This window comes from Legionella bozemanae (assembly GCF_900450575.1).
GTDB lineage: Bacteria > Pseudomonadota > Gammaproteobacteria > Legionellales > Legionellaceae > Legionella > Legionella bozemanae.
Genome location: NZ_UGGY01000001.1, coordinates 1,117,345 through 1,142,843, shown reverse-complemented (window position 1 = coordinate 1,142,843; position 25,499 = coordinate 1,117,345). Strand labels below are relative to the sequence as shown.

The following is a 25,499-nucleotide window of genomic DNA, read 5'->3' as shown; positions in this document are numbered from 1 at the left end:
AATGTAGTAACGTCGCTTAAATGCAGTAAAGCAGAACTGCCCTCAGGCTACGTTTTAAGATGGGCATAGCCCTGTTACACAATTTTTATTCAGGAACAGTTATGAAATTTACCGATCTTTTTATCAAGCGGCCTGTACTTGCCATGGTAATTAGTTTGCTCATTTTTCTTTTTGGTATTAACTCCATTTATAACATGCAAATTCGCCAATACCCCCGCATGGATAATACAGTAATTACCATTATGACCGCTTACCCGGGAGCAGATGCCGATCTTATTGCAGGATTCATTACTTCACCTCTAGAAAAAGCTGTAGCCAGTGCCGAAGGGATTGATTACATGACCTCTTCAAGTACGCAAGGTTTAAGCACCATCACCCTGAATATTAAATTAAATTTTGATCCGCAAGTAGCCTTTACTGATGTAATGAGCAAAGTGCAACAAACCTTGAACCAACTCCCTAAAGAATCCCAACAACCGGTTATATTAAAAGCATCTGATAGTTCCACGGCATTAATGTACATCAGTTTGGACAGTACAGAAATGACACCACAGCAAATTACGGATTATGCAACTCGTGTTGTACAACCACAGTTGCAAACTGTAGATGGAGTAGCTAAAGCAGAGATTTTAGGGGGTGCAACTTACTCCATGCGCATTTTCCTTGATCCCATTAAAATGGCTGCACTGGGTGTTTCTCCCTCAGACGTCTCCATTGTACTTGCTAAAAATAATTTCCTCACTGCTGCCGGAAATACTAAAGGTGAATACGTAGCAATCAGTGTCACTGCAAAAACAGATCTTAATGACACCGCGCAATTCAGTAATCTGATTGTTAAAAGCGATAAAGGATCTATAGTTCGTTTGCGCGATATTGGCAGGGTTGAATTAGGCTCACAAGACTATGATACTTCGGTCACTTTCAATGGAAAAAAAGCAGTATTTATATCCATTACCCCTACGCCCACAGCAAATCCTCTTACAGTTATTAGTGACGTAAGAAAAATACTTCCTTCAATTATCAAGGAGTTCCCCCCATCTCTATCAGGAACAATAGTCTATGATGCAACAGAATTCATTAGAGCATCTTTGGATGAAGTGACTCATACCATTATTGAAGCAGGCTTAATTGTTATCGTAGTCATTTTTTTATTCTTGGGATCGATTCGCTCAGTATTTATTCCTATTGTCACTATTCCTCTGTCACTAGTTGGCGTATGCACTTTGATGCTTATGCTCGGATACAGCATTAATTTACTTACCTTACTTGCTTTTGTTCTGGCCATTGGTTTAGTAGTTGATGACGCAATTGTGGTCGTAGAAAACGTTCATCGTCATATAGAGGAGGGGAAAACTCCTTTTGATGCTGCATTGATTGGGGCTCGAGAAATAGCCACCCCTGTTATTGCAATGACTATTACACTTGCTGCTGTGTATGCACCAATTGGGTTTATGGGAGGACTGACTGGGGCCTTGTTCAAAGAATTTGCTTTTACTTTGGCCTGTGCAGTAATCATTTCTGGAGTTATCGCGTTAACTCTCTCTCCCATGATGTGCTCAAGGGTATTATCTAAAGATATTAGTAGCGGCAAGTTTGTTCATTTTCTCGATACTTTTTTCAATAAACTAAAAGTAAAATACCAAAATGCATTACATAGTTTGCTGAATACTCGGGTAATTATGTTGTTTTTTGCAGCGGTTGTTATACTTATGCTGCCTTATCTCTATACTCATACTTCAGCAGAAACAGCCCCCGATGAGGACCAGGGCTTCTTTTTTGTCATGGCGATGATCCCTCAATATGCGACACTTAATTATATTGAATCCTTCACCAAACCATTTGATGATATTTATAAAAGTTTCCCTGAAACAGAAAATTATTTTACTGTAAACAACAGCAGCCAAACCATCTCAGGAATGGTATTGAAACCATGGAATCAACGCAGCAAAAGCCAGTTTGCTTTAAAACAACCATTACAAGATAAATTATCACAAGTTGCAGGCTTAAATGCTTTTGCAATTGTCCCACCTCCCCTTCCAGGCGGTGGGGGCGGTACACCAGTTCAATTCGTCATCAAAACAACGAATGACTTTCAAAGCTTACTCGATGTTTCCAATAAACTTACCGAAAAAGCCCAAAAAAGTGGTTTATTTATTTATGTCGATAATTCACTCAAATTCAATAAGCCACAAATTGTATTGGATATTAATCGTTCCAAAGCTTCAGAAATGGGGTTAGATATGCAAGCAGTAGGAAGCAGCTTAACCAGTGCTTTATCAGGCGGTTACGTGAATTATTTTAACTTAGAAGGACGCAGTTATCAGGTAATACCCCAATTAAGCCGCTCCTATCGTATGACTCCCGAACAATTGGGACAAATATATGTAAAAACTATTAACGGCACCATGGTTCCTCTTTCAACAGTAGTCACTGCTAAAGAAAAAACTGCACCTAACGCAGCGTCACATTTCCAACAAATGAATTCAGCGACCATTCAAGCAGTAATGATGCCTGGAAAAACGTTAGGCGAAGGTCTGGCATTCTTACAAAATGCCGCCAATGATACTTTGCCTAAAGGCTTTTCCTCTGATTATGGTGGTGAGTCAAGACAATTTATCCAAGAAGGAAGCGCCCTGCTCTTTGCATTCGTTTTTGCAATCATCATTATCTTTTTGGTGCTTTCAGCCCAGTATGAAAGTTTTCGCGATCCGCTAATCGTTTTAATCAGTGTGCCCATGTCCATCTGCGGCGCTTTAATTCCTTTAAATTTGGGTTTGGCAAGTATCAATATTTACACCCAGGTCGGTTTGATTACTCTAATTGGGTTAATTTCCAAACATGGAATTTTAATCGTTGATTTTGCCAACCATTTACAGCGTGAAAAAAATCTGGATAGACGAGCAGCAGTAGAAGAAGCTGCTGGAATCAGATTAAGGCCTATTCTCATGACGACTGCTGCGATGGTGTTTGGGGTATTACCTCTCTTGATTGCCAGCGGAGCAGGCGCAGTGAGTCGTTTTGATATAGGACTAGTTATTGCAACTGGCTTGTTAATCGGCACAGGATTCACGCTGTTTGTAGTCCCTACTTTATATACGTACATTGCAGAAGACCATCGCTCAAAAAAATCTGAGCCTCAGTTTGAGGAAGCAAAAATTCCAGATGTCCAAGTACCTAATCATAATCATTAAAAATAATAGCTGGGTGAGGCTAGCCAAACCCAGAGTTTACATTTAGTTTTAATCAAGGTACGCAATGATGTGTTTTTGTAAAAAATATTTTGCCTGCTATTTATTTCCACGGCTCCAAGTTTTTTAATTGATATTTTTTCAAAGCAATTTAATTTAAAAATGCAACCTTACCGTTCAATCTGGAACCAACTCCTATTTATCTTGTGATACACAGTAAGAGTCAATATGACGAGGGAGTGCATTGGTTATCCAAATTAGTAAACACACAACCTTTTCACACTCCATCAGAATTACTGCGAATAGAACAACCCCCATGAGTCTTTCATAAGAAATTTGTATACCCCACATATAAATAATCAATTTTTAATAAATATTTAAAGAAGTGATGAGAATTATTTTAAGGATTTAATGACAAAATATTCAACAAGTTCATTGCAAGGGATGATTGCTGCGGATAACTATTTAGCTTTTAGGCTCGCTGCAGAAAAAGGGCATTTAGTTAATTCTAATGAAATTAATTAATTTAAGCACCTAACATTGTTGCCTCTAATTAACTCAACTTACGATTGAATTTGTGATAACATTTCGTCTTTTATCAGTACAGGTTTAATTATGGATAAAATCTATTCCCCTGAAGCAATTGAAAAAGCATGCTATAAGAATTGGGAAAATCATCATTATTTCCAACCTCATGGTGACGGTAAAAAATATTGCATCATGCTTCCTCCTCCTAATGTCACGGGCAGCCTGCACATGGGACATGGTTTTCAGCATACGATTATGGATGCTTTGACCCGTTATCATCGAATGTTAGGTGATAAAACTTTATGGCAACCAGGTACTGACCACGCAGGAATTTCAACGCAACTTGTTGTTGAGCGCCAGCTCGAGGCTTTGGGAATCTCTAGAAAAGATCTTAGCCGTGAACAATTTTTAGAGCGCGTTTGGCAATGGAAAAATGAATCAGGTAATACCATCACGCAGCAAATGAGACGTTTGGGTACGTCTGTGGACTGGAGTCGCGAACGATTTACTATGGATGAGGGATTATCAGCGGCTGTACAAAAAGTATTTGTGCAACTCTATGATGAAGGACTGATTTACCGTGGAACCCGTTTAGTGAATTGGGATCCTAAATTAGGTACTGCAGTATCTGATCTTGAAGTACTGTCTGAAGAGGAAGATGGTTTTTTATGGCATATCCGCTATCCTGTTGTTGACTCAACTGAATCGCTTATTGTAGCTACCACTCGACCTGAAACCATGTTAGGAGACACAGCAGTTGCTGTTCATCCTGACGATCCACGCTTCAAACATCTCATTGGGCAACAGGTTCATCTCCCACTTTGCGATCGAACCATCCCCATTATTGCTGATGAATATGTCGATAAAGAGTTTGGCAGTGGTTGCGTTAAAATTACACCAGCCCACGACTTTAACGATCATGAAGTAGGTAAACGTCATAAGCTTCCTGTTATAAATATCTTAACTAAAAAAGCCTCTATTAATAAAAATGCTCCTTTAAAATATCAAGGTATGGATCGTTTTATAGCTCGAGAACAAATTATTAAAGATCTGGAGGACACAGGCTTATTAATTAAAACAGAACCACACAAGTTAAAAGTACCTCGTGGTGAAAAATCGCATGTCATTATAGAACCACTGCTCACTGATCAATGGTATGTAAAAACGCAACCCTTAGCTGAGCCAGCAATCACTGCTGTGAAAAATGGGGAAATTCGCTTTATTCCGGAAAATTGGACCAAAACCTATTTTCAATGGATGGACAACATTGAAGATTGGTGCATCAGTCGCCAATTATGGTGGGGACATCGAATACCTGCATGGTATGACAGCAATGGTAATGTTTATGTAGGTTATAGTGAAAACGATGTACGTTTTAAATACAAAATTAAAGATTCAACTGTGCTAAAGCAAGATGAAGACGTTCTCGATACCTGGTTTTCTTCAGCACTTTGGCCTTTTTCAACTTTGGGCTGGCCCGAACGTACTCCAGAATTAGAACAGTTCTACCCCACTTCGGTACTTGTTACTGGCTTTGATATTATCTTTTTCTGGGTCGCCCGTATGATTATGATGGGCTTAAAATTTACCGGAAAAATTCCTTTTAAAGAAGTCTTTATTACCGGATTAATCCGAGATAGTGAAGGACATAAAATGTCCAAATCTAAAGGTAATGTGCTTGACCCGTTGGATATTGTTGATGGGATTGATCTCGAATCACTTATTACAAAACGAACTTCTAATCTGATGTTACAATCAGTTCGTGACAAAATAATCAAAAACACACGTAAAGAATTCCCTGAAGGCATTAGTGCCTATGGAACAGATGCCCTTCGCTTTACCTATTGCTCTCTTGCATCTACAGGTCGTAACGTACGCTTTGATATAGGACGTGTGGAAGGTTATCGCAATTTTTGCAACAAATTGTGGAATGCTGCACGTTACGTATTGCTCAATACTGATGAAGAACAAATAGATTTCGATGATGGAGCGTTTCAGTATACCCCAGCAGATCAGTGGATTTTATCTCGTTTGCAACACACTATAAGCAAAGTACATCATTATTTTGAAACGTATCGATTTGATTTGTTATCAAACACTATTTACGAATTTGTTTGGCACGAATATTGTGATTGGTATCTGGAATTATCCAAGCCCATATTACAAGATGAACATGCATTGAGTGCTTTAAAACGAGGAACTCGCAGAACTTTGATTCACGTTCTTGATCAAATTCTTAAAATGTTGCATCCTTTAATGCCATTCATTACAGAAGAAATTTGGCAACGTACTACAAAATTAACCAGTGATAATGGCTCAAGTATCATGATTAGCGCTTATCCTCAAGTGAATCCTGAATTCATCAATGACACAATTGAAGAGGAGTTGGAATGGTTAAAATCAGCGATTCAAGCCGTACGCACCATACGTAGTGAAATGTCGATCTCACCGGCTAAGCTTATTCCACTTTATATTCGTAATATTACACCAGTACTTAAAGAAAGAGTGGAAAAATATCAGCATACTTTAAAAGCGCTGAGTAAATTAAATCAGATTCATTATCTGGGAGCAGATGAAAAAGTGCCTGTATCTGCAACTGCGATATTGGGTGAAATTGAATTACTCATTCCTATGGCTGATTTGATTGATAAAGATGCGGAATTGACGCGTTTAACAAAGGAATTAGCTAAATTAGATAAAGACATTGGGCTTGCTGAAGGTAAATTAAATAATCCTAAATTTACTGATAAAGCACCTGCAGAAATTATTGCTAAAGAACGTGAAAAATTAGCTCAGGCACAGCAAACTAAAGAAAAGCTACTCCAACATAAAAATCGGGTAGAATCACTTTAATAAGTAATTTGCTTTACTCTATAAACCTAAATCATGCCAAAACAAGATTTAGGTTTCCTTCCAGATTATTCCTGTGTAGCCTTACTGCAGGCAGCCCGGCTACACATTACATGCACTCAGATTACGAAATTATAAAACTGAATCGTTTCTTTTTCCAACGACTCTATGAGTGATCCACCAAGCAAGTAACAAAGTAGATAAAACTGCTAAATACACACCTATATTTTCCCAGCCCGCACCAACCAATTGCAAAGCATCTGGGCTTTGAAAAAGTGAAAAAGGAATAGCAAGCAAGACATCCATAATTGCAGAACCTGCTACCAGACCACAGGCAATCAGAGTCCCTCTTTGTTTGCGAATCACTGCTTCTTCTTTAACAGGAGTTGTACGTTTCAAACGTTCTTTAACGAACAATGCAATCATACCGCCAATGAAAAGAGGAAACGAAGAGGAAAGTGGTAAATACATTCCTATAGCAATTCCTAAAATGGATAAATTTAAATAACGCCGTAATTTAAAAATATAATTGAGAAAAATAATAATCAGAATAATTGCAGAACCGATCAACATCATGGTCCAAGGTAATGAATTTCTGAAAACAGCCTCCGTAATAGCAGCCATTAAAGCAGCTGTTGGTGCAGGCAAAGATTGGCTTATATCCATATCAGAATGAGGCATTACTCCTGCAATTCCATACACATTAAATAACAACTGCATTACCGGCGGAATAACTAAGGAAGAAATCACTACACCCAACAACAACATCAATTGTTGTTTCCATGGGGTCGCCCCGACAAGCTGGCCCACTTTGAGATCTTGGGTATTATCATTCGCAATTGCCGCAATGCCGGTAACTACAGCTCCAATAATAATCGTAATTGCCTCAGCTGCCTGGATTTGTTGCGTACTTAAGGGTAATGGCAATAAATGATCAATAGCGACTAACAACAGCCACGCAGCAAAAAGCATTCCTGAAATGACAACGGAACTCCCAGGACTTGCCGTAACACCTACCATACCTGAAAAATAGGCAGTAATAACTGAAAAAATAAACCCTATAAATAAGACATAAAGCACAGCAAGGAAAACTAGAGTTGGTGAATATTGATTATCCAATCCTACTTGTCCTAAAGGAAGAACAAGCTGAAAAAAGAGAAACAAGATTGCAGCAAATGCACCAGTACCTATTAAAATATAAGGTAATGGGATGTCCTTATCAATTCGCGGCAACACAGCATCAACCTTCCCTTTGGACATATATGCTTTCAGTGAAGCCCGAATGCTTCTAGAGAGTGGTTTAACTAATTTTAAAAAAGTCCATACCCCTGCAAACAACATAGCACCTATGCCCAGATAGCGCATTTCACTGTTCCATAAAAATGTTGCAGCTTGTTCAGCAGGATAATGATTTATAAATTCGGGATAAAAGTGGCTGACTACAGGCAATGCTACTAGCCAAGAGATTACTGCTCCCAGAAAGATACTGATTGCCATATCATGACCAACAAGATAGCCAGCACCGATCATCGTAGCAGAAAAACCAGCGCCAAGACCAAAGAGCGATCGTTTTACGACGAACCAATACCCCCAACTGTTAGCAATTACTTTAAATCCAGTTTGGAATAATTCAATAACGGCACCTACCGCTCCTCCAATTAATATGTCTTTAAGGCCTGTTTTTTCAACAGAAGATTTTAATACCTCTGCAATTGCTCTTCCTTCAGGAAATTTTAAAGATTGATCATGAACCAAAATCCGACGGAGCGGAATGGAAAATAATACGCCTAGAACCCCACCACAAACCGCAATGAAAAAATTAGTGAGGTAATCAAAATGATTCCAAAAACCGATAATGATCAATGCTGGAATGGTATAAACAATTCCTCCTGCAACTGCTTCACCGGCAGATGCTGCAGTTTGCACCGCATTATTTTCAAGAATGGTCGAATTTTTAAAAAAGCGCAAAATACCCATAGAAATAATTGCAGCTGGAATGGAGGCAGAAGTCAAAATCCCCAGCTTCAAAGCAAGATACGCATTGGACATGGCCAACAAAACAGTCAGTATGATTGCAAGAAAAATCACTCGAAAAGAAAGTTCTGCGATATTTTTATCAGCAGGTATAAAAGGAGTATCAGCCATTAACGACCCCAAACACGATGCATTATTTCAGGATTGAGTAAAGAAGAAATTTGTGACAAAGGTATTTTTACCGTCTGCGGACCATAAACATAAGCAGCAACCTGGTACGTATCAAAAATAATATTGATTCCATTTGAGGAAAAAGACCAAATCTTATAATTTTTATCTACAGGCTTGGTACCTTCTTCAATCCATTTTTTGTCCGAAAAATTTTTCTTGGCAGCAATTTTTTTGTAGCAGAAACTGGCAATAGGTTTTAAATAATTCACTTCAGGGCGAAATAAATCAGCTAAATCCACTTGGCGGCCATTAATGAAATTTAACACTGCCACTGTATTTGCAGGATGTGCAGCTCCCCGGTGGTAAATCGAAATATTAAAAGACACGCTTAAGGCATTTTTTGTTTTATAAGGCAAAGAATAAGTGATATTCAAACCTGATTTCCCTGGTGCATCAGCAGGAATATCCGTATCACCAGCAATTTCTTTAAAAAAGTTTTTTTTGTTTTTTTCAATAAAATCCTGTATTGCGGCATTGATGCGGGGATCTTTAAATTCTTGCGGGTATTTGATATCAAGAATATAAACGGGCGTCTCTTTTTTAATCGATATTGGATTTACAGACCAAACAGCGAAAGAACTTACAATAAAATATAAAAAGCAAATTGTTTTTAGTGAGTTTAACATCATTTATTTCCTAGTAATTATTCTCTATAGAAACCCATTCCCCTGCAATCATCATACGATGTGATAAGGGATAGGCAAAATAATAACATAGAGCGGCACTGTCACTAACAGACCACAATACCAAATCAGCTTGCATGCCTTTAGCGAGTGTACCAAGCTCTTTTTGCAAACCTAATGCTTTTGCCGCTTGACTTGTAACTGCCGCTAGTGCTTCAGGAACAGATAATGAAAAGAATTGGCAGGCCATGCTCATCATCAAACGTAATGAAGTAGTTGGCGACGAACCAGGATTACAATCGGTGGCAATTGCCATACCTACTCCAGCTCGCCGCAACAGCTCTACTGGAGGTTTTTGTTTTTCACGCAGAAAATAATAGGCACCCGGAAGTAACACAGCAACTGTGTTTGCCTTTGCCATAGCATATGCCCCTTTCTCATCCAAAAACTCCAAATGATCACAAGACAAAGCGCCAAACTCTGCTGCAAGCTCGCTTGCTCCAAGATTGGATAATTGCTCAGCATGACATTTTATAGGGAGATTTAATGTGCGCGCGGCAGTAAAAACTTGCTCTGTTTGTTTGAGTGAAAAAGCAATGGACTCACAAAACACATCCACCGCATCTGCTAAATTCTCTTCACACAATGCAGGCAGCATTTCTTCGCAAAGAGCATCGATATAAGCCTGGCTGTTTCCTTGAAATTCAGGGCCTATTGCATGCGCGCCAAGAAAGGTTTTTCTAACTCTTAATCCTGTTAACTCACCTAAATGCTTTGCAACTCGCAGCATTTTCAATTCATTAGGTAAGTCCAAACCATAACCCGACTTGATCTCGACTGTTGTCACACCGTCAGCACGTAAGGCAAGAAGTCTTGGTAAGGATTGTTGGAGCAATTCCTCTTCAGATGCTGCTCGTGTGTGGTGTACTGTAGATAAGATTCCACCACCTGCTTTGGCAATTTCAGCATAACTAACTCCGGCCAGTTTCATTTGAAACTCGGTTGCTCGATTTCCCCCATAAACCAAATGAGTATGACAATCAATAAGCCCCGGAGTAACTAATTGTCCCTGACATTCTTCTTTATGGGACAATTCATAAAATTGCGAAGGCATTTGTGCTTGCGGTCCACACCATTCAATAAGACCATTTTTAATCACAATAGCTTGCTGAGTTAACTGGTTACCCTGAGCATCAATGGTAGTTGCATTTAATAATAATTTGTCACAGGCAGACATTAAAAATCCCAATAAAGAACTTGATGAGGAGGTTTGATCCAAGCTTTATGATGCTCGGTATCATATATATCCCACTCTTTGGATACAAAAGTTTTTTTATCCACATCCAATAAAAGCCAAGTCAAAAATTCAGCAACTGTATCCGGTGAAATGAGGCGATTTGCCTCTTTCAAGCGCTTATAAAAATTTATCTGCTCATATGCAGGATTTTCATTACTTCGGGCAATTTCTTGCATTTTTGTGTCAATTATTCCGGGCATAACGCTGGCAAAAGCAATTGAATCAGACTCCAACTGCCAACATTTAGTTAGCATCGATAATGCTGCTTTAGATGCACAATACGCTCCCCATCCTCTAATTGCAAAATAAGCAGCCCCAGAACTGATATTTAAAACACGGCCATGAGTCAATTTATCATAGAGCATTTGTGGGAGAAAAAGAGCGGCATTCAAATTTGTATTGAATGCATGAGTCCAGTCTTTAGGCTCAACATCCTTAAGGAGAACCAAGGGGTTTAAAGTTCCTGCATTATTAACTAAAGCACTCACTTGATTCACATGGTTCAGACGATTTTTGATTTCCTTTAAACCTTCATGTGCTGAGACATCAGCACAAACATATTGAATTTTTGAAGAAAACGCTGCAGTTTCCTGCAATAACTGCTCTCTCCTACCTACGATTAAGATTGATTGATCTCGTTTTGCCAAAGAAAAAGCTAATGATCTTCCTATCCCACTTCCTCCACCGGTAATAACAATCACAATGTCCTCTTACTCTTTTTGATTTGCCATGCGCAGATAATACCAGACATTGAACAAACTTGGCATAATTTTATGCGCATGCATTGCCAGATGAAGGAATTCTATTATAGATTGTAAGCAAGAAATCTGGGTTAGGCTCAACTTTTACGATCTTAGAAGTTCTATAGAGAAAATAACTTTAAGGATTTTATCTATGTATCGATTAAGCACGTTACTCAGCAAATCAGCAGAAAAATTTCCCGATAAAATTGCCTTGGTAATTAATCAACAGTGTTATACCTGTCAGGAACTTTATGAATTAACGCATTATCTTGCAGCTTCTTTATTAGAAATAAGGTATCTCAAAAGGAGATTGTATTGCTTTTCTTTTACCAAACAGTATTGAAATTATTTTATGTTACTATGCCTGCTTTATGACAGGAACCATCGCAGTTTCTGTTAATATTCAATTTAATAGAGTGCTATTGAGATAGGATCATCCTGTTATAATAAGTTCAAATAATAAAATAATATCTGAGGTCGATTAATGAGAGTTCCTGTTTGTATCAACTTTGTTTATGGATTAGTCTTTTTATATCACCCGGCATATGCTGCTACAATACAATGTCCGACGGTCATTCAAACAAATCAATCGTTACAACATGAAATAAACGATTGGAATGTATTTACGGATGAATTGAATGGTATTCATCAATTTGAGCGCATTACATTTTATTCGGGTCATCCTAAAGAAAATGCAAGTCTTACACCTGATCATGAACGCTCTAAAGTTAAAAAACTGACTTGGACATTTGGTAAACAAGAGACTTGGGTTGCATGTGATTATACACATACTAAAATTCAATTGATTCGTAAACTTCCTGATGGAACAAAAAGCTGTACTGTGACTTATAATAAAGATTTTTCTAAAGTAACGGCTATTAATTGCATTTAAATGCGGATTTGCTTTATTTAGATAATTCAAGAATCAATTTATGGCTCAAAACAATGAGTCATTTATTTTGACTGCAGAAAGGCTAAGTTATCAATTACTTAGGGAAAGTGATTTTGATGGTTATTTACTGCTTGATAGCAAGGAAAAAGAATGTTTATTTTATAAAATGCACTTAAGATAAAATTGTAGTTTTACATCCTACAATTGTCTTAGGATCTGTAGACAATTCGCTAGATTGAGACATTTTATATATTAGTAAGAGCTTGAGAAAAGATCATAATCTGAACATAGGGAGAGTTTAATGTTTGAACATCTTTCCAATTACCAACGGGCCAATCCTGCACTTTGGCAAGGTAGAAAAGATACTATCAATGCAGAACGGTTCTTTCAAAAAATTATTTTTCCTGTGCAACAAACCGATCTCATTACCAAAGAGAAAAAAACTGTTTTCCTAGGCTTTGCCAGTGATGCGGGTGTTCGTCGCAATATGGGAAGACCCGGAGCAAAATTAGGACCAGATCAAATCAAAACGCAATTGGCAAAACTGCCTTGCTCCATAGATAAACCTCTTTATGACTTAGGCACTATTTTTTGTGAAGAGGATGAACTAGAAACGGCACAAGCACAGTTTGCCCATTTAATTAGTTTTTGCCATCAACAAGGTCACCAAACTGTTGCCTTAGGTGGAGGACATGAAATTGCATGGGCACATTATCAGGGTTTGGCACCTCATTATAGTAAATTGGGGATTATTAATTTTGATGCCCATTTTGATTTAAGGCCACATCAAAAAAACCAGCCAGGTACATCGGGAACCCCTTTTTCACAAATCGCAGCCTACTGTAAAGAAAATAATCAACCTTTCCATTATTGCTGTCTTGGTATCCAAAAAATGGGAAACACACCTTCTCTTTTTGAGCGGGCTAATGAGCTTAATGTTAATTATCTAACTGCAGAAGAGTTATATGCGAATAGTTTAGCCTGGCATTTAGCTTTTCTTGATGATTTCATGCTCAATTTGGATCATATTTATCTGACTCTATGCTTGGATGTTTTAGCAGAATCATTTGCTCCAGGTGTCAGTGCGCCACAACCGCTGGGACTTACTCCCTGGCAAATTTTACCGCTCTTGAAATACATTATTCAAAGTGGCAAAGTAGTTAGTTTTGATGTTGCTGAACTGTCACCGCCTTTGGATCACGAACAAAAAACTGCTAGACTGGCGGCCCTTATTATCGCAGAATTGCTACATACTATTTAAGGAGTCAATTTCATGAAGAACACATTACTATGGGGTACCCTTTTTGCTCTGATTGGTACTCAAGTACATGCTGATGTTACTCAGTCAGTAACGACACCTGCTCCTCAAACCCCAGGCGCCATGCAACCAACACCCGTTACCCCAACTCCTCCTGGCCAAAATTTACCCTCCGTAAATCCAACACCAGCACCAGCTGCCGCCATCAATTGTGAGTATAAAATTTCTCCAGATACTAAAACTATTGATCAGTCATTGGTTATGAAATGGGCCGCTAAAGCGGTTACCCAAGCTTTTGACTTTGATCCAAATAACTTAGACGCCCAACTGCAAAAATTGCAATCCTGTTTTACTGAGCAAGGATGGACTGGTTTTAATACGGCGTTACAAAAATCAGGTAATTTGGAAGCGATTAAATCCCAAAAACTGACAGTAAGCAGTCAAGTAACGGGACAAATTGTAGTAACAGAAGCAAAAGACAATCAATGGAAAATTAATTTGCCACTGCAAGTTGTTTATCAGAATGATAAAGAAAAAGTAACACAATTACTCAGCGTTGACTTAACTGTAGGGCGTAAGATAACTGGAGATTTGGGAATTACTCAAATGATTGCTGCTCCAAGGGGGACAGTAACTCAAAAACTACCGCCCGATTTTAATCCTAACCCAGCTACGGTAATGAATCCAAATATTGAAACGACAACCCCAACAACTACACCGACTACGACCACACCAACACCAACAACAGCCACACCCACAACAACTGCACCGACTACGACCACACCAACAACTCAAACTGCACCTCCTACTACCTCAACACAGCCAACTTCTGCAAATCCTTCGGCAACCCAAACTCCAGCTACTCCTGGACAACCTACTTTGCCAGAAAATCGCTCCACACAACCCACACTTCCAACTAATACCCCTTAATTTGGCATTGTCTTTCTTGATGGGAAAAGGTAGCCTGGGTGATAACCCGGGTTATAGAAAAGTGATGTTTATCCAGAAACCTGGGTTTCGGCTTCGCCTTCACCCAGGCTACATTAGATTAAGGTATTGTTTACCTTAGGTTTTATGCGGATTTAATAGCTGGTTTATTGGCGCCAGGCTCGTTAGGGTATTCCAATACAATAACTTTTGTACCTATTTGGAAAAAGTTTTCACTTAACCATTTGGCAGCACTCGGGAAGATACGCACGCAGCCATGACTTGATGGATGTTCAGGAACTTCATATGCAGCATGGATAGTATATCCTTGATAGAAATAGGTACAATAAGGCATTTTTGCGCCACCTTTAGTATCTACAGGATATTCCCCAGACTTACAATCAACCCCTCTGCGATTATAAACTTTAAAAGTTCCGGTAACAGTTCTGCACGATTGATTTGAATTTTCTTCACATGCATCAATACCTCCTGATCCACCGCCAGTCAGTAAGCGATTACCTTCTTCATCATAAGCAGCCCATGCAGAAACCTTTGGATCGAAAATAAAACGTTTTTCACCTGTGGCCTGAATCTTCTGAGGATAATAATCACGACCTCGTTTGTCTTTTGTATAATGAACCGTCCGATGCACATAACCTGCATCATCAGTAATTAAAGTAGATGGATCATTCTCAACACAGGATGTTAACCCTCCAATACACAGTAACAAACCTGCCCAAAACAACTTATTCATTTTATCTCCACTTAATTAAAACTTGAAACATAACTACTTGCCCCACACTATGCCCCGCGGGTTGTCCGCGAGAGCCAGGAATCCCATAGCATTATTGAATCCCGTGGACAACCCGCGGGACGTAGGCAAGAGAGAGCAGTTACCTTGAAACTTACGACTCTAATTTTCTGTATTTAATTCGTGATGGCCTATCTGCTGCATCACCCAAACGACGTCTTCGATCCGCTTCGTAATCAGTGTAATTGCCTTCAATAAAGGTAATTTGGGAATCACCTTCAAAAGCCATCAGATGAGTACAAATTCTATCTAAAAACCATCGATCATGCGAAATCACAATAACACAACCAGGGAAATTGAGAATTGCATCTTCCAAAGCACGTAAAGTCTCGACATCCAAATCATTACTGGGCTCGTCAAGTAATAATACATTTCCACCGCTTTTTAGTAATTTAGCCAGATGAACACGATTTCGCTCTCCTCCAGAAAGTTGAGCCATTTTCTTTTGTTGATCTGTACCTTTAAAATTAAAACGTCCCACATAGGCACGTGAAGGCATTTGAAAACTCCCTACTTGCATGATGTCATGGCCATCAGAAATCTCTTCCCATACTGTTTTATTGGGATTTAATTCATCACGCATCTGGTCTACATAAGCCAATTGGACTGTTTCACCAACACGAATCACTCCATCATCAGGCTTTTCCTGACCAGTAATCATTTTCAGGAATGTAGACTTACCTGCCCCGTTAGGACCAATAATCCCTAAGATACCGCCTTTAGGAAGTTTAAAATCTAAATTTTCAATTAAAATTCGATCACCAAATGATTTTGTAATTTTCTCCCCTTCAAGAACTAGCTCACCCAAACGCTCACCAGGTGGGATATATATTTCATTGGTTTCGTTACGCTTTTGAAACTCTTTCGAATTCATTTCTTCAAATCGAGCAAGACGCGCCTTATTTTTGGCATGACGTCCTTTAGGTGAAGTTCGTACCCACTCTAATTCAGCTTTCATTGCACGCATATGAGCATCTTCCTGTTTCTGCTCCATCTCTAAACGTGCTTCTTTCTGCTCAAGCCATGAAGAATAATTGCCTTTGTAAGGTATTCCTTCACCACGATCCAGCTCCAATATCCATTCTGCCGCATTATCCAAGAAATATCGATCGTGGGTAATTGCAACGACGGTACCCGGAAAACCTTCAAGGTAATGTTCTAACCAAGCTACAGATTCTGCATCCAAATGGTTGGTCGGTTCATCAAGTAACAACATATCAGGGTTAGAAAGCAATAAACGACATAATGCGACTCGGCGACGCTCACCTCCTGATAATTTACCTACAACAGCATCCCAATCAGGTAATCGCAATGCATCAGCAGCAACATCCAGTTTTCTATCTAAATCCCAACCGCCACCAGCTTCAATAGCATTTTGCAACTCGCCCTGCTCGGCAAGTAAATTGTTCATTTCATCATCGCTCATTGGCTCTGCAAAACGCATGCTGACTTCGTCAAAGCGGGCGAGTTTTTCTTTCATATCCTTTACGCCTTCTTCAACAATTTCCCGTACTGTTTTATCCAGATCCAATTGAGGCTCTTGCTCGAGATAACCAATTTTAATTCCTGGTTGTGGTCTTGCTTCGCCCTCATATTGCGTGTCAACACCTGCCATAATACGTAATAAAGTGGACTTACCAGAACCATTCAATCCTAAGACACCAATTTTAGCGCCAGGAAAAAAACTTAATGAAATATCTTTTAAAATAAACCGCTGATTTTCAACAATTTTGCTGACACGATTCATGGTAAAAATATATTGTGACATAACTACTCCGTCTTTTTTAAACTGTCTTTGTTGCCTGGGTAGAGATATCCATTGTTATTGGTTAAGGATTTTTTCTTCTCCTACGTACTGCAATGAATTCGCGATATCCAGTATCCTGCTCGATTTCTGGATCCTGCGAACATATTGCAGGATGTAGGCCCTTAACTTCATAGCAATGGCGATATCCCCCTCGCTCCAGGCTACAACTCTATTCTTAATTTAATCCTTAACGTACGAGTCATTGATCTTCGCTGCGTTCTACCAATCAAGGACTACTTTACCTGATTGACCTGATGCCATAATTTGAAATGCACGTTGGTACTCATCAACTGGGAAACGATGCGTTATGACTGGTGAAATATCTAATCCACTTTGTAACATCGCAATCATTTTATACCAAGTTTCATACATTTCACGGCCGTAAATACCTTTAATTACTAAACCTTTAAAAATAACTTGATTCCAATCAATAGCTGTTTCCTGAGGCGGGATACCTAACATAGCCACATGTCCCCCATGATTCATTGCTTTCATCATATCATTTAGGGCCATAGGGTTCCCTGACATCTCCAAACCTACATCAAAACCCTCAAGCATTCCTAACTCGGAAGTTACATCAGCCAGCTTTTCGTACTTAATATTTACTGCGCGAGTCACACCCATTTTTCGGGCTAACTCCAAACGATAATCATTCACATCCGTAATAACTACATGACGCGCACCTATATGCCTTACAATAGCTGCGGCCATAATACCAATTGGTCCAGCACCAGTAATCAATACATCTTCACCAACGACATCAAAAGCCAAAGCACAGTGAGTAGCATTTCCAAATGGATCAAAAATTGAAGCCTGTTCTGCAGTAACATTATCAGGAAGAACAATTACATTACTCGCCGGTATAGATAAATATTCTGCAAAGCAGCCTGGTCTATTGACACCCACGCCTAAAGTATTACGACAAAGGTGGCGTTTACCTGCGCGGCAATTTCGGCAGAAACCACAGGTTATATGCCCTTCACCAGAAACACGCTGTCCTTCATGAAGTCCTTTTACTTCTTGCCCTACTGCAACAATTTCGCCATAAAACTCATGGCCTACAGTCATAGGTACGGGGATAGTTGCTTGCGCCCATTCATCCCAGGAATAAATATGGATGTCAGTACCACAAATTGCTGTTTTTTTCACTTTAATTAATACATCATTGACGCCATATTCAGGTATAGCGACTTCTTCCATCCAAATTCCAGGTTCCTTTTTCGCCTTGACTAATGATTTCATAAAAGTACCTCAAATAAGATCTTCTCTGCACGAGCCAGAAAAGATGACTTTGCTTTAAATAACAGAAAATTCTTTACCTACAGTTTCAAATGCTTCAATTGCTTTATCCAAATGATGCAGCTCATGTGCAGCCGACATTTGGGTACGAATTCGTGCTAAACCCTTAGGTACTACAGGATAAGAAAAACCAACCACATAGATACCTAACTCTAACAAACGGTTCGCCATACGCCCTGCCAGGCTGGCATCTCCCAACATCACAGGAATAATTGGATGTTCTCCAGGGATTAATTTAAATCCTAATTGAGTCATACCTTCACGAAAATAATGGCTGTTGCGTTTTAATTTCTCAGCCCAATGATTATTTTTCATCAAATTATCCAGCACAACACAAGAAGTATGTGCAATTACTGGAGCTAAGGTATTTGAGAATAAATAAGGTCTGGAACGTTGGCGCAACCATTCTACTATAGTCTGATTTGCTGCCGTATAACCGCCTGAAGCACCGCCCAAAGCTTTACCCAGAGTACCTGTAACAATATCAATGCGATCACTAACCCCAAAATGCTCAGGAGTTCCACGGCCAGTTTCACCCATAAAACCAACGGCATGCGAATCGTCAACCATAACCATGGCATCATATTTATCTGCTAATTCACAAATTGCAGGTAGATTTGCCAAAATCCCATCCATGGAAAAAACACCGTCTGTAGCAATTAAACGAAATCGTGCATTTTTAGCGGCGATCAATTGCTCTTCCAATGCGCTCATATCGTTATTAGCATATCGATAACGCGCAGCTTTACAGAGTCTAACCCCATCAATAATGCTGGCATGATTTAATGCATCACTAATAATCGCATCTTCTTCACCTAATAAAGTTTCAAAAAGACCTGTGTTCGCATCAAAACATGAAGAATATAATATAGTATCTTCTTTACTTAAAAATTGACTGATTTTTTGTTCAAGTTGTTTGTGAGGCGTTTGAGTACCGCAAATAAAACGCACAGAAGCCATACCATAGCCGTATTGAGCAAGTGCTTTTTGCCCTTCAGCAATAAGTTGAGGATCATTGGCCAAACCCAAATAATTATTAGCACATAGATTGATTACTTCTTCATGATTTACTGTGACAGCGGCTTGTTGCTGACTGGAAATAACCCGCTCTGATTTATATAAGCCTTCATTTTTAAGTGTCGCTATTTCAGTTTGCAAATAATCAGTAAATTGCTCAAGCACTGCATTCTCCTCTCATTGAATTATCATAAATTCCCCAGACCAGTAATCTTCTGAGGGAATCAAAAATCTATTTAAGAAAACTATTAAAAATAGTGGATCATAGCAAACTTTAAACAGAGTCACCACGAAATTTGGGATTCAAGCATTATTTCTTAGCACATACGCTGTTTTTTTGCTAAGATTGTGCCAAAGTTTTTAAAGTGTGTTGACAATTCGCTCCACAAATTCGTTTCGCAGCATATTTGCGGAATTCCAAAATCCCCAAATGTGAAATCCGTTGAACACATCGCAAAAGCGGGGATTTTGGCAAATGAATAGTCAATCTTAACCTAAAACAATCAACACGGTAGAACAAATGAGTTATCAAAGCGCACGTATTAACATGGTCAAGCAACAACTTCGAACTGGCGATGTTTTAAACGAATCCATACTTGATTTGTATGATGTAGTACTCAGACATGAATTCGTTCCCGAACAATTTACAAATTTTGCTTATTCAGATATGCAGATACCTCTTAATCATGGCCAACGCATGCTTACACCTTTAGAAGAAGGACAAATTTTGCAGGCTCTCGATCTGCAAGGTCACGAAACGGTTTTAGAAGTAGGTACAGGCAGTGGATTTTTTACTGCGATGCTCAGTAAATTGTGTAAAAAAGTAATTAGCATAGATTATTATGCGGATTTCACGAACAATGCTGCTCAGAAATTAAAAGAGCATCACTGCGATAATGTTGAATTAATTACTGGGGACGCCAACCAAGGTTGGTTAGAAGATGCTCCTTATGATGTTGTCATATTCACCGGTGCAATAGAAAAAATAACTGAAACCCAAAGATTACAGGTACTTCCCGGCGGAAAATTATTTGTTATTGAAGGAACATCACCTGTAATGCAAGGTCGATTATATGAACTGGATCATCATGAAAATTGGCATGAATCACTGCTTTTTGAAACAAACATCCCCTTACTGATCAATAAATCAAAGCCCAAAGAATTTGTATTTTAGGATGTAGTTTAAATGAAAAAATTGTTGATCTGCTATCTCATGACTTTGGGTCTGATGGCGCAATCATTTGCTGCAACAGACCTAATGGATATCTATCATCAAGCTCTTGAAAATGACCCCATCTTCAAAAATGCCTATGATACTTATATGGCGAATAAAGAAGCTCTGCCTCAAGCTTGGGCTGCCTTGCTTCCCCAAGCAGGTCTTACAGCACAAACAACTCGAAATTTCCTGCATGTGAATGATGGTTTTTTTACCATTCAAGACGACTATTACAAATCCAGAACATGGCAATTTTCTGCATCACAGGCTATTTTCAATTATCAAGCCTGGGCAAAAGTGCAACAAGCAAGGGCATCGGTTAAAGCAGCACAAGCCACTTTTAACGATGCAGCTCAGGATTTAATTCTTAGAACGGCTAAAGCCTATTTTGATGTACTGTTTGCTCAAGATACCTTAAATTTTGCCGAAGCAAAAAAACGCGCAAACATGCGCCAATACGAGCAAGCAAAACAACGCTTTGAAGTAGGCCTTGATCCAATTACCTCGGTTTATGAAGCAAAAGCGGCTTATGATCAGTCAGTAGCTACAGTTATTGCCTCTCGTAACAATCAAATTAATCAAAGTGAAAACTTAAGAAAGTTGACCAATCATGTTTATGAACTCATAGCGCCGCTGCGGGATGGCACAATTCCCCTCGTTAAGCCAGAACCCAATGATGTGGATGAGTGGATAGATACTGGCCTTAAGCAAAACTATAAATTGTTGTCTGCCAAATACACTCTTGAAGTCGCACGACAAAATATGAAAGCGCTCTCTGCAGGAAACTGGCCTACCGTAGCTATTCAAGGCAACTCAACAGAAACAACGAATGAAGTTAATACGTCCAGTCCTTTCTTACCTGCAAATCAAAAGCAATCAAGTATTGGTTTGGCTTTGAACTTCCCTGCATTCCAAGGGGGACTAGTACTCTCGCAAACACGGCAAGCAAAGCATAATTTTCAGGCTACCAGTGAAAAAGTCGAACAAACCTATAGAGATGTGGTAGTCAATAGCCGGATTGCTTTTAACACAATTACTGATGGAATTAGCAAAGTAAAGGCTGATAGACAAACGATTATTTCCCAGCAAAATTCATTGGAAAGTACAGAGGCTCAATTTGAAGTAGGTACTCGCACTATGGTGGATGTAGTAAATGCCCAACAGCGGCTTTTTGAAGCTCAGAATCAGCTTGCTAATGACCAATATACTTTAATTAATGCTGTTTTAACTCTAAAATACCTTGCTGGAACACTAAATGCAAATGATCTCGAACTGATCAATTCATGGTTAGCAACAACCCGGGTTGACAGATTACCCCCAGCTGAAAGCAAGGCTACTAAATAACAACTTTTATTCAGGTTTTTAATAATGTCCAATCCCTCTCAAGTTGAAAAAAAACTATTACATTATACGGGTAAAGCGATTGCAGATTTTAACATGATCCAGCGTGGCGATCGGGTTATGGTCTGTTTATCAGGCGGCAAAGACTCTTTTACCCTCCTAACGATCCTGGATCAGTTGCGCCGTCGCTCCGGAAATAAATTTGAACTTTTTTCTTTTACCCTGGATCAGGCTCAACCTGGTTGGGATGATACTGCGGTGCGTCAATGGCTTGTCGATCGCTCCATCCCTCATGAAATTCTAACCCGGGATACCTACAGCATCGTTAAAGAAAAAATTCCTGAAGGCAAAACATATTGTTCTTTGTGCTCACGCTTGCGCCGCGGTATTATCTACCGATACGCTGAAGAACATGGGTTCAATAAAATTGCTCTAGGCCATCATCGTGATGATCTGATTCGTACATTAATGATGTCTATCCTCTACAATGGCGATATTCGCTCCATGCCACCTAAATTACTTAGCGACAATAAAAAGCATATCGTTATTCGTCCATTATGCTATGTGCAAGAAAAAGACATTATCACATTTGCTAAAGAACAATCTTATCCTATTATCCCGTGTACTCTTTGTGGTTCGCAGGAAAATTTAATGCGTAAAAAAGTAACACATTTAATTAATCAGCTTGCTGAAGAAAACCCTAAAGTTCCAAGTAATATTCTTCATGCGTTGCAGAGTATCAAACCGAGTCAACTTATGGATCAAAACATGTGGCATTTTAAAAATCTTGAGCATGAATTGATTACGAATCAAACAACCAATACGAATGAACTCTTTAGCCTGGAAGAATTTGATCCCGTTGAAGCATAAAACATTCAGTGGCCCTGGTTGCAGTGTAACGAAACCCGGGCTTTCAGTTAACACCTCCTCCCAATTTTCACCCAAATTTCATTTAATGAACATATCAAACACACATAATGTGTTGATATGAGACAATAAGATAATAAGAACTACAAATTCTTAACCAACCCGTAACAAATTAATAACATTTTTGTTACACTAATGTTTTATTAAATAACACTATAATCTAAAATTAAAATAATTTTTCTTAACCAATTTTTATTTAGTTTTGTTATATAAAGGAAAACAAATCCATGTTTACAAATGCAACGGTTGACTCACGTATATTTCGAATTTATGTGAAACGCTATTTTAAATTTGATTTTGTAGCAGCCATAGTCGTATTTCTAGTTGCTATCCCATTATGCCTGGGTATTGCTCTCGCCTCTGGTGCGCCGCTTATTTCTGGAATTTTAAGTGGCGTTATTGGAGGAGTTGTTGTCGGTTGCATAAGCGGCTCACATGTTAGCGTCAGTGGTCCTGCTGCAGGTATGGCTGCGGTAGTAGTAGCTGCCATAGCTCATCTTGGGGATTTCAACTCATTTTTAGTTGCGCTTGTACTTGCCGGTTTGCTCCAAGTAGTGATAGGAAGTTTCAGAGCCGGATTTGTAGCAGATTATGTTCCCTCGAATGTGGTTCAGGGTCTACTCTGTGCAATCGGTATTTTGCTCATAATCAAACAATTACCGCTTGCATTCACCCTTTCTGCAGATTTTAATGAACTCAAAACCCATTTATTAGAAACAACTGAAGAAATTACGTTAAGTCCTATTCTTGCTCTGTATCACCATCTCAATACCGGGGCAATATTGATTACGATACTTTCAATCACTACATTAATCTATTTTGATTTGACCAAAAATAAGGTACTAAAAGAAATACCTGCACCGATTCTTGTCGTTATTTTAGGTGTACTTCTGAATGAACTCTTTTTATGGACCGGCTCAAGCCTGGTACAAAACTCGCCGCAACTGGTTAATATTCCTCAAACGGATGGTTTCCATGATCTATTTGGCCAATTGGAATACCCAAATTGGTCTGCCCTGGCTAATCCTAAAGTCTATCTCTATGCCTTTATCATTGGCATTGTTGCTTCTCTTGAAACCTTACTGAATCTTAAGGCAGGAGAGAAACTGGATAAAAAACGTCGTTATTCTTCCACAAACAGAGAATTAGTTGCTCAGGGAGTTGGAAACATGACAGCAGGTTTAATTGGAGGAATTCCGGTTACTTCTGTAATCGTTAGAACATCCATTAATATCCAGGCCGGATCTAAAAGTAAAATATCTACTATTTTACATGGAATTTTTATTTTCGTTGCAGTACTGTTGATTCCAGGCACGTTAAATAAAATACCTTTATCCTCATTAGCTGCCATTTTGATCTATACCGGCTATAAACTGAATAAACCTTCTATTTATCGCTCCATATATGCTCAAGGAAGTGATCGCTTTATTCCATTTATAGCTACGGTGATTGGTATTATTGTATTTAACCTGCTGACGGGTATTTTGATTGGACTGGCCGTCAGTTTGTTCTATATCTTAAAGTCAAACAGTCAGGCTCGGATTAACATTCTTAAGGAAATCCACCCTACTGGAGAAGTTAACCGCCTGGTCCTTCCACAACAAATGACCTTTCTTAATAAAGCAGCTCTGGTTGCCGAACTTGCTTCCATACCTAGAGAATCACAATTAATTATTGATGCACGGTATACTCAGTACATTGATAAGGAAATTTCCGAGTTATTAAAAGAATTTAAAGAGGAGCAAGCCCCCAATAAAAAAATCTCCTTGAATCTGATTGGCTTCAAAGAACATTATAAGATTCATAATTATATTGATTTTATTAATGTAACCACATACGACGTGCAATCAAACTTATCGCCAGCACAAGTATTAAATATTTTATACGAAGGAAACCAACGTTTCCTCAATGACAACCGGATTCACCGTTCAAACCAACTGGATATTAAGTATACTGCCAAAGCACAGCACCCTATTGCCATCGTTCTTGGCTGTATTGATTCACGAGTTCCAGTAGAAACGATTTTCGATGTGAGCTTTGGTGATATCTTTTGTGTACGCGTTGCGGGGAACGTGGTAAACAACGATGTTCTAGCCAGCATTGAATATGCGTGCAGTGTTGTTGGCGTTAAGCTCATTATCGTACTTGGCCATACACGCTGTGGTGCCATTCAATCTGCATGTGATGGGGTTGAGAAAGGCCATATTACAGGGTTACTGGATAAAATAAAGCCAGCGATCCAGGCTGAGAACGAAACTGAAACAAATCGCCATAGTAAAAATACAACCTTTGTTAATAATGTTACTGAATTAAACGTGGCCAATACCATGCAAAAAATTTATGAGCGCAGTTCTATCCTGCATGGAATGATAGAACAAAATGATATTGCTATGGTTGGTGCTGTTTATAATGTTCAAACAGGCAAAGTTCATTATAAAAATTATGAGTATGAACTAAACCAGCTTGGTGGAAAAAATTATGAGCACTTAGCCTCTAAATTAAATGCATTATTAAAAGAAGCCAAAATTCAGATATAACGTCATATCGATACAGCGAAGTAGAAGCTCAGA

Annotated in this window: 19 protein-coding genes; 11 read left to right on the top strand and 8 right to left on the bottom strand. The window is 38.9% G+C overall.

The window, feature by feature from the left end:
• Positions 1–101: 101 nt before the first annotated feature.
• Together DY223_RS04835 and DY223_RS04825 are read left to right on the top strand one after the other, a co-directional pair.
• Entirely contained in the window at positions 102–3,191 is a 3,090-nt protein-coding gene (locus DY223_RS04835) for an efflux RND transporter permease subunit (protein WP_058460347.1), read from the top strand.
• A 612-nt stretch (positions 3,192–3,803) separates the two neighbouring features.
• Positions 3,804–6,569: a valine--tRNA ligase gene (locus DY223_RS04825; RefSeq protein WP_058460346.1), complete on the top strand. Its 2,766-nt coding sequence runs from the start codon at positions 3,804–3,806 to the stop codon at positions 6,567–6,569.
• 129 nt (positions 6,570–6,698) lie between these two features.
• Here the strand turns inward: DY223_RS04825 and DY223_RS04820 are convergent, their stop codons facing one another.
• From DY223_RS04820 to DY223_RS04805, 4 genes are read right to left on the bottom strand one after another with little or no spacing between them, the layout of a single operon-like run.
• Positions 6,699–8,711 (bottom strand): OPT family oligopeptide transporter, encoded by a 2,013-nt coding sequence (locus tag DY223_RS04820; RefSeq protein WP_058460345.1) that lies wholly within the window; start codon positions 8,709–8,711, stop codon positions 6,699–6,701.
• Entirely contained in the window at positions 8,711–9,397 is a 687-nt protein-coding gene (locus DY223_RS04815; RefSeq protein WP_058460344.1) for a DUF3298 and DUF4163 domain-containing protein, read from the bottom strand. The genes DY223_RS04820 and DY223_RS04815 overlap by 1 nt, the downstream gene beginning before the upstream one ends.
• Positions 9,398–9,407: 10 nt before the next feature.
• Positions 9,408–10,631 (bottom strand): imidazolonepropionase, encoded by a 1,224-nt coding sequence (gene hutI, locus DY223_RS04810; protein WP_058460343.1) that lies wholly within the window; start codon positions 10,629–10,631, stop codon positions 9,408–9,410.
• Entirely contained in the window at positions 10,631–11,392 is a 762-nt protein-coding gene (locus tag DY223_RS04805; protein ID WP_058460342.1) for an SDR family NAD(P)-dependent oxidoreductase, read from the bottom strand. The genes hutI and DY223_RS04805 overlap by 1 nt, the downstream gene beginning before the upstream one ends.
• Before the next feature lie 193 nt (positions 11,393–11,585).
• Here DY223_RS04805 and DY223_RS04800 point away from each other — a divergent pair, with 193 nt between their 5' ends.
• The 5 genes from DY223_RS04800 to DY223_RS04785 all read left to right on the top strand — a co-directional run bounded on the left by DY223_RS04800 (position 11,586) and on the right by DY223_RS04785 (position 14,514).
• Positions 11,586–11,777 carry a hypothetical protein gene (locus tag DY223_RS04800; protein WP_058460341.1) on the top strand — a complete coding sequence of 64 codons (192 nt, stop codon included), beginning with the start codon at positions 11,586–11,588 and terminating at the stop codon, positions 11,775–11,777.
• A 141-nt stretch (positions 11,778–11,918) separates the two neighbouring features.
• Positions 11,919–12,326 carry an STY0301 family protein gene (locus tag DY223_RS04795; RefSeq protein WP_058460340.1) on the top strand — a complete coding sequence of 136 codons (408 nt, stop codon included), beginning with the start codon at positions 11,919–11,921 and terminating at the stop codon, positions 12,324–12,326.
• A gap of 40 nt (positions 12,327–12,366) precedes the next feature.
• A complete protein-coding gene (locus tag DY223_RS19075) occupies positions 12,367–12,507 on the top strand; it encodes a hypothetical protein (protein WP_154669228.1) in 141 nt (46 codons plus the stop codon).
• A 120-nt stretch (positions 12,508–12,627) separates the two neighbouring features.
• On the top strand, positions 12,628–13,587 hold the full coding sequence (hutG, locus tag DY223_RS04790) for a formimidoylglutamase (RefSeq protein WP_058460339.1): 960 nt from the start codon (positions 12,628–12,630) through the stop codon (positions 13,585–13,587).
• Positions 13,588–13,599: 12 nt separating this feature from the next.
• Positions 13,600–14,514 (top strand): DotI/IcmL family type IV secretion protein, encoded by a 915-nt coding sequence (locus DY223_RS04785; RefSeq protein WP_058460338.1) that lies wholly within the window; start codon positions 13,600–13,602, stop codon positions 14,512–14,514.
• Positions 14,515–14,656: 142 nt separating this feature from the next.
• On the opposite strand, the gene DY223_RS04780 is transcribed toward DY223_RS04785, so the two are convergent.
• The 4 genes from DY223_RS04780 to DY223_RS04765 form a co-directional block, all read right to left on the bottom strand.
• On the bottom strand, positions 14,657–15,265 hold the full coding sequence (locus tag DY223_RS04780; RefSeq protein ID WP_058460337.1) for a L,D-transpeptidase: 609 nt from the start codon (positions 15,263–15,265) through the stop codon (positions 14,657–14,659).
• Between the two features lie 151 nt (positions 15,266–15,416).
• Positions 15,417–17,090 carry an energy-dependent translational throttle protein EttA gene (gene ettA / locus DY223_RS04775; protein ID WP_058460336.1) on the bottom strand — a complete coding sequence of 558 codons (1,674 nt, stop codon included), beginning with the start codon at positions 17,088–17,090 and terminating at the stop codon, positions 15,417–15,419.
• A gap of 258 nt (positions 17,091–17,348) precedes the next feature.
• Entirely contained in the window at positions 17,349–18,371 is a 1,023-nt protein-coding gene (gene tdh / locus DY223_RS04770; RefSeq protein ID WP_058460335.1) for an L-threonine 3-dehydrogenase, read from the bottom strand.
• Positions 18,372–18,425: 54 nt separating this feature from the next.
• A complete protein-coding gene (locus DY223_RS04765; protein ID WP_058460334.1) occupies positions 18,426–19,610 on the bottom strand; it encodes a glycine C-acetyltransferase in 1,185 nt (394 codons plus the stop codon).
• Positions 19,611–19,965: 355 nt separating this feature from the next.
• Here DY223_RS04765 and DY223_RS04760 point away from each other — a divergent pair, with 355 nt between their 5' ends.
• The 4 genes from DY223_RS04760 to DY223_RS04745 all read left to right on the top strand — a co-directional run bounded on the left by DY223_RS04760 (position 19,966) and on the right by DY223_RS04745 (position 25,466).
• Positions 19,966–20,619 (top strand): protein-L-isoaspartate O-methyltransferase family protein, encoded by a 654-nt coding sequence (locus DY223_RS04760; RefSeq protein WP_058460333.1) that lies wholly within the window; start codon positions 19,966–19,968, stop codon positions 20,617–20,619.
• 12 nt (positions 20,620–20,631) lie between these two features.
• A complete protein-coding gene (locus DY223_RS04755; RefSeq protein ID WP_058460332.1) occupies positions 20,632–22,005 on the top strand; it encodes a TolC family outer membrane protein in 1,374 nt (457 codons plus the stop codon).
• A gap of 24 nt (positions 22,006–22,029) precedes the next feature.
• Positions 22,030–22,872, top strand: coding sequence for a tRNA 2-thiocytidine(32) synthetase TtcA (gene ttcA / locus DY223_RS04750; RefSeq protein WP_058460331.1), 843 nt, complete (start codon positions 22,030–22,032; stop codon positions 22,870–22,872).
• 284 nt (positions 22,873–23,156) lie between these two features.
• Complete coding sequence (locus DY223_RS04745; RefSeq protein WP_058460330.1) at positions 23,157–25,466, top strand: bifunctional SulP family inorganic anion transporter/carbonic anhydrase; 2,310 nt, start codon at positions 23,157–23,159, stop codon at positions 25,464–25,466.
• Positions 25,467–25,499: the final 33 nt, after the last annotated feature.

Bases quoted from the DNA above. Each gene is read 5' to 3' on its own strand.
- DY223_RS04780 (WP_058460337.1), bottom strand. From the start codon at position 15,265: ATGAATAAGTTGTTTTGGGCAGGTTTGTTACTGTGTATTGGAGGGTTA.
- hutI (WP_058460343.1), bottom strand. From the start codon at position 10,631: ATGTCTGCCTGTGACAAATTATTATTAAATGCAACTACCATTGATGCT.
- DY223_RS04835 (WP_058460347.1), top strand. From the start codon at position 102: ATGAAATTTACCGATCTTTTTATCAAGCGGCCTGTACTTGCCATGGTA.
- DY223_RS04815 (WP_058460344.1), bottom strand. From the start codon at position 9,397: ATGTTAAACTCACTAAAAACAATTTGCTTTTTATATTTTATTGTAAGT.
- ettA (WP_058460336.1), bottom strand. From the start codon at position 17,090: ATGTCACAATATATTTTTACCATGAATCGTGTCAGCAAAATTGTTGAA.
- DY223_RS04785 (WP_058460338.1), top strand. From the start codon at position 13,600: ATGAAGAACACATTACTATGGGGTACCCTTTTTGCTCTGATTGGTACT.
- DY223_RS04795 (WP_058460340.1), top strand. From the start codon at position 11,919: ATGAGAGTTCCTGTTTGTATCAACTTTGTTTATGGATTAGTCTTTTTA.
- DY223_RS04800 (WP_058460341.1), top strand. From the start codon at position 11,586: ATGTATCGATTAAGCACGTTACTCAGCAAATCAGCAGAAAAATTTCCC.
- DY223_RS04825 (WP_058460346.1), top strand. From the start codon at position 3,804: ATGGATAAAATCTATTCCCCTGAAGCAATTGAAAAAGCATGCTATAAG.
- tdh (WP_058460335.1), bottom strand. From the start codon at position 18,371: ATGAAATCATTAGTCAAGGCGAAAAAGGAACCTGGAATTTGGATGGAA.
- DY223_RS04745 (WP_058460330.1), top strand. From the start codon at position 23,157: ATGTTTACAAATGCAACGGTTGACTCACGTATATTTCGAATTTATGTG.
- DY223_RS04755 (WP_058460332.1), top strand. From the start codon at position 20,632: ATGAAAAAATTGTTGATCTGCTATCTCATGACTTTGGGTCTGATGGCG.
- DY223_RS04820 (WP_058460345.1), bottom strand. From the start codon at position 8,711: ATGGCTGATACTCCTTTTATACCTGCTGATAAAAATATCGCAGAACTT.
- DY223_RS04760 (WP_058460333.1), top strand. From the start codon at position 19,966: ATGAGTTATCAAAGCGCACGTATTAACATGGTCAAGCAACAACTTCGA.
- hutG (WP_058460339.1), top strand. From the start codon at position 12,628: ATGTTTGAACATCTTTCCAATTACCAACGGGCCAATCCTGCACTTTGG.
- DY223_RS19075 (WP_154669228.1), top strand. From the start codon at position 12,367: ATGGCTCAAAACAATGAGTCATTTATTTTGACTGCAGAAAGGCTAAGT.
- ttcA (WP_058460331.1), top strand. From the start codon at position 22,030: ATGTCCAATCCCTCTCAAGTTGAAAAAAAACTATTACATTATACGGGT.